The organism is Vibrio sp. 10N.222.51.C5 (assembly GCF_041474575.1).
Lineage (GTDB): Bacteria > Pseudomonadota > Gammaproteobacteria > Enterobacterales > Vibrionaceae > Vibrio > Vibrio crassostreae_C.
The window spans coordinates 63,972-68,105 of record NZ_JBFRUJ010000040.1; the positions used below are offsets into that span (position 1 = coordinate 63,972).

Sequence of the window (4,134 nt, forward strand, 5' to 3'; positions counted from 1 at the left end):
CTTACAGTGGCTCTTGACTCATTCTCGCTCAGCCAAGCTTCTTGCGGTTAAGCGAGTCTCTCAGAATAAAGGCAGTAAAACGTCTGGAATAGACGGTGTCACCTGGAACACAGATGTACGCCGTATGAAAGCAGTCAATCAACTGAGCCGCAAGGCTTACTCTGCAAAACCACTCAAACGTATCTACATCCCCAAAAAGAACGGTAAGCTCAGGCCATTGGGTATTCCATGCATGATTGATAGAGCGCAACAAGCCCTCCACCTTCTAGCATTAGAACCAGTGTCCGAAACGCTTGCCGACCTCAATAGCTATGGGTTTAGGCCAAATCGCAGTACGGCTGACGCCGTCAGTCAGTGTTTCAAATGTTTGGCTCTAAAGCGATCAGCGAAATGGGTTCTTGAGGGAGATATTAAGGCTTGCTTCGACAAAATCGGGCATCAATGGCTTATGGACAATATCACGGTAGATAAACGTATGTTAGAGCAATGGTTACAGTCTGGCTATGTGGATAAGGGTCTGTTCTATGATACCGATGAGGGTACACCTCAAGGTGGAATAATATCTCCAACCTTGATGCTAATGACTCTCGCGGGAATAGAGCAACAAATAAAATCTACAGCTCTGAAAATGGGTGCTAGGGCCAACTTTATTGGTTATGCGGATGATTTCGTGGTCACCTGCTCTTCAAAGGAAGTGCTAGTGAACGATATCAAACCGTTGATTGCTGACTTTCTGGCAGAAAGAGGGTTAACCCTCTCCGAAGAGAAAACGAAGGTCACTCATATTGATGATGGCTTTGACTTTCTGGGTTTCAATCACAGGAAGTACAAAGGGAAATTGCTCATTAAACCGAGCAAATCTAACACGCTGTTGTTCCTTAGAAATCTACGTGAACTTATTAAAAAGCACGCAACCATCCCTGTTAACGATCTTATCAAGTTGATAAATCCGAAACTTAGAGGGTGGGCGAATTACTATCGCCACTGTGTTGCTAAACAAGTATTCGGGTATGTCGGCCACAAACTATTCCAAGCGTTATGGCACTGGGCAGTTAGACGTCATCCAACCAAGTCCAAAGACTGGGTTGTTCATAAGTATTTTCTCAATCGTAAAGGCCAGTGGCAATTTCACGGTTGGCAGAAAATAATGGACATGGACTGTCACTTCAATCTGTTCCAAATAGCTAAAGTGCCCATCGAGCGACACGTAAAAATCAGGAATGCAGCGACCCCTTTTGACCCTCAATACCAAGAATATTTGGTGAAGAGAAAATCTAAAAGGCTAGCTCGTAACTCTTGGAAAGAGCCTGTCCCGACTGCGTTATAAGTTGCTGGGTATCAATGATGCCTTAGTGGAGGCTTGAGCCGTATGCAGTGAAAGTTGCACGTACGGTTCTTAGAGGGGCGGCACTTGGTAACAAGTGTCGTCTACTCGACAAAGACGTGTTTTGAGTATCAAAAGGGAGCTGCCGCTCCCTTCTATGCCGCTAACCTAAACGTAGTTACTCGGTACAGTCATACCAACCATCACCACTGTCACACTCATACTTGAATGTCCCATTAGGGTAAGATATGAATCGGTGATGTAACACCATATCTCCATTGGGCATTTCAGCCGGCGTATTAGTTCGATGCTCAGACACATTGTTCTCTCCTTCCTTGTAGCGTCTTGTATGCTCCCACCAATCAGCTCCTACAGAATCTTGAACACCATAAACTTGTGGTAGTACCGCGATATCAGCATTGAAGGCATCAACGTTGATACTCTCCACATCAGTACTGAAGCCTAACCAATGCGCGTACTCGCTTGGCACCGTATTCCACTTGTAGCAGCTCCCTTCTTCATCGTATACACCACTCACTCTCGCAGTCGAAAGCGTCATGTATTGGCTATCAGCTGTATCACTCAAACTAACCTCATTACACTCCAGCTCACTAAGATCGTAGAACGATGACTTGTTCTCCATACCGTATTGGTTGTCAGTGTCAGCCACCTTTGAAAGTAAGGTTTCTGATTTACTGCAAATGTAATCATCAAAGCTTGGATCAGAACTCATGTTGCGGTATTCATTTACATAACCCACCGTACCAAAGTCAGTGATAGTGTCTTCTTGTAGGTAGTTTCTAATCAAACGTTCGGGTAGCCAGTTATCATCTACCGCATAGACGGATTCAGACCAAAAGCTACCTTGACGTATGGAAATCGATTTGTACCACAACTGTTCATCATCTTGACGTTGCCTGTCCGTTGGATCGTTAAGATAGTGAGCTACATTGATATGTGCATACGGGTACTGAAGCGACAATTCATAAGTCTCTTCAAATGAAAGTTGAATGGATGCCATAAGCTGCTCAGCTATGCCGTAGACCGCACTGTTACCATTCGCTATGTAATCACTCCACAGCTCTTCCTTTGAGATATTGAAATGCCAAACTAAATCACCCGCTACGTTACGCATGGCGTCTTTTATGGCATTGCGGACTTGTTCATTGTCTTTCACTAATTCACAGCTATACGCTTCTCCTTGCTCTCTTTCAACCGTCTGTTTCGCTGACTCCCACAACATTGTGGTGAGTGGCGTAATGTTAACGGAGCCATTCGCTACCTCTTCAGGCAACGTGAACGCTGGTGGGAGATTAAGTACATAAGCTTGAGTCACTTCCCCTAAGTCTTCATCAATAGCTCCGACAGGCACATCTGCGATCACTGGGACGTATTCAAGACAGGCTTGTTGCTCTTCTGTGATGTCACCTTCAATAGTGAACACACCACCAGCCTCGGTGATAGCCGATGGTTCATCAGGATCGACAACACCATTTGAATTAAAATCATAATGAACCGTGGCACCAACGATATAACCATCAATAGCACGACCGGATAACAACGTAGATTTGGATGGTTGTGAAGGCTCAGATGAGCCACCACCGCCGCAACCAGCAAGGGTTGCACTTGCAATAAGCACAGAAACTAACGTCTTTTTCATAGGAAATTCCTTTTTATTAATAGATTGGTTTGCAGGGATAAATGCATAGAAAACAAAAGCGGCTTACTTTCGTAAACCGCTAATGGTGGGTATTAAACGTGTGGTACTAGCAAGCACATCGGCATGGAGGCATATCGCAAATGTCACAGGTTGAACTGTGGCTACCCCCGCAATATTCACAGCTGAATGAAGCTAGGCAACGGTGCTTGTTAAGTAATGGTCGAATCGCTTTAATGGTCATGAACTTCTCTCCCCGTCTATGTCGTAGTGGTTCACATAGAAAGACGGCAACCCTATGTGACATCCCTGTTTGTTGTCAGGTTATCAATAGGTTGGGCATCTGGTGTCGCATGGGGCAGCACTAAGTGAGACCGCTATCGCTATTTAGAGAAGTGGTTTGAAATCGGGTACTTTTAACTGATGGCTGTGTAGGTTGTTGTTCTACAAAGGTGATGTGGTTTTTATGTGCTTCTAGCCACGCGACTAATGGAGGTGTATTAGAAACCGTAGCAGTAACGTGCAGACACGTATCGTATTCGGAAATGCGTTGATCGTTGGAAAGTGGTGTTTGGTATAGGTGCTCACCAGACTGCTTAGTAATGGTGAATTCGAGTCTATAGCGATCATGCGGTGTATTGGAGTATTCCGATGCTGAATGTTGCAAGTCAAAGTCTTGTGGGTAAGCAAACGTGAAGGTTGATAATGTGACTTTATGAATATGGCTGACATCAACAAAAGTAGCACCTTTATCTCCCTTCTGGCGGTACACCAATATCAATGTATTGCTTTGATGTGAAAGGCCTAATGGCATGACATCTTTTCTGTGTTGCCCCCCTTCAGAGTAATAGTGCAAGCTTAACCAACGATTATGGTAGAGCCCTTGGCTGATCTTAGCGTAAATATCAGAGCTGACATTTTCACTTAGTTGGTAAGCACTCTGAAATACAACTTTTCTCAGCCATTGAGATTCTTTCGTGTTCTGACTGAGAGATTTTAGGTGGTAACTAGGGCGTGTTGATCTTTGCTGTACATTTCGCGTTCAACAATACATCGGTAGCCACATTAACATGAATGCCAGCGATAACATGCTGGCATAATTCCTTTCTAGCTTGTCATATCTACTTGAAATAGCTCGATAATGCTTAATTCT

General features: G+C 44.4%; 3 protein-coding genes and 1 pseudogene. 1 reads left to right on the forward strand and 3 read right to left on the reverse strand.

What is annotated here, in order from left to right; all coding sequences use genetic code 11:
* On the forward strand, nt 1-1,327 hold a 1,327-nt coding region (gene ltrA, locus AB4558_RS13540), incomplete at its 5' end, for a group II intron reverse transcriptase/maturase (protein ID WP_372158863.1).
* Between the two features lie 175 nt (nt 1,328-1,502).
* Here ltrA and AB4558_RS13545 read toward each other — a convergent pair.
* The 3 genes and pseudogenes from AB4558_RS13545 to AB4558_RS13555 all read right to left on the reverse strand — a co-directional run.
* Nucleotides 1,503-2,984: a hypothetical protein gene (locus tag AB4558_RS13545; RefSeq protein ID WP_372158864.1), complete on the reverse strand. Its 1,482-nt coding sequence runs from the start codon at nt 2,982-2,984 to the stop codon at nt 1,503-1,505.
* A gap of 361 nt (nt 2,985-3,345) precedes the next feature.
* The gene (locus AB4558_RS13550) at nt 3,346-3,942 is read right to left on the reverse strand and encodes a WYL domain-containing protein (RefSeq protein ID WP_372158865.1); all 597 of its coding nucleotides are present in this window, start codon (nt 3,940-3,942) and stop codon (nt 3,346-3,348) included.
* Nucleotides 3,943-4,023: 81 nt separating this feature from the next.
* Nucleotides 4,024-4,134, reverse strand: a pseudogene (locus tag AB4558_RS13555) (IS5/IS1182 family transposase); the annotation flags it as partial.

What these genes read in the sequence shown, in the direction of transcription:
- AB4558_RS13545 (WP_372158864.1), bottom strand. Translation starts at nt 2,984, where the DNA reads ATGAAAAAGACGTTAGTTTCTGTGCTTATTGCAAGTGCAACCCTTGCT.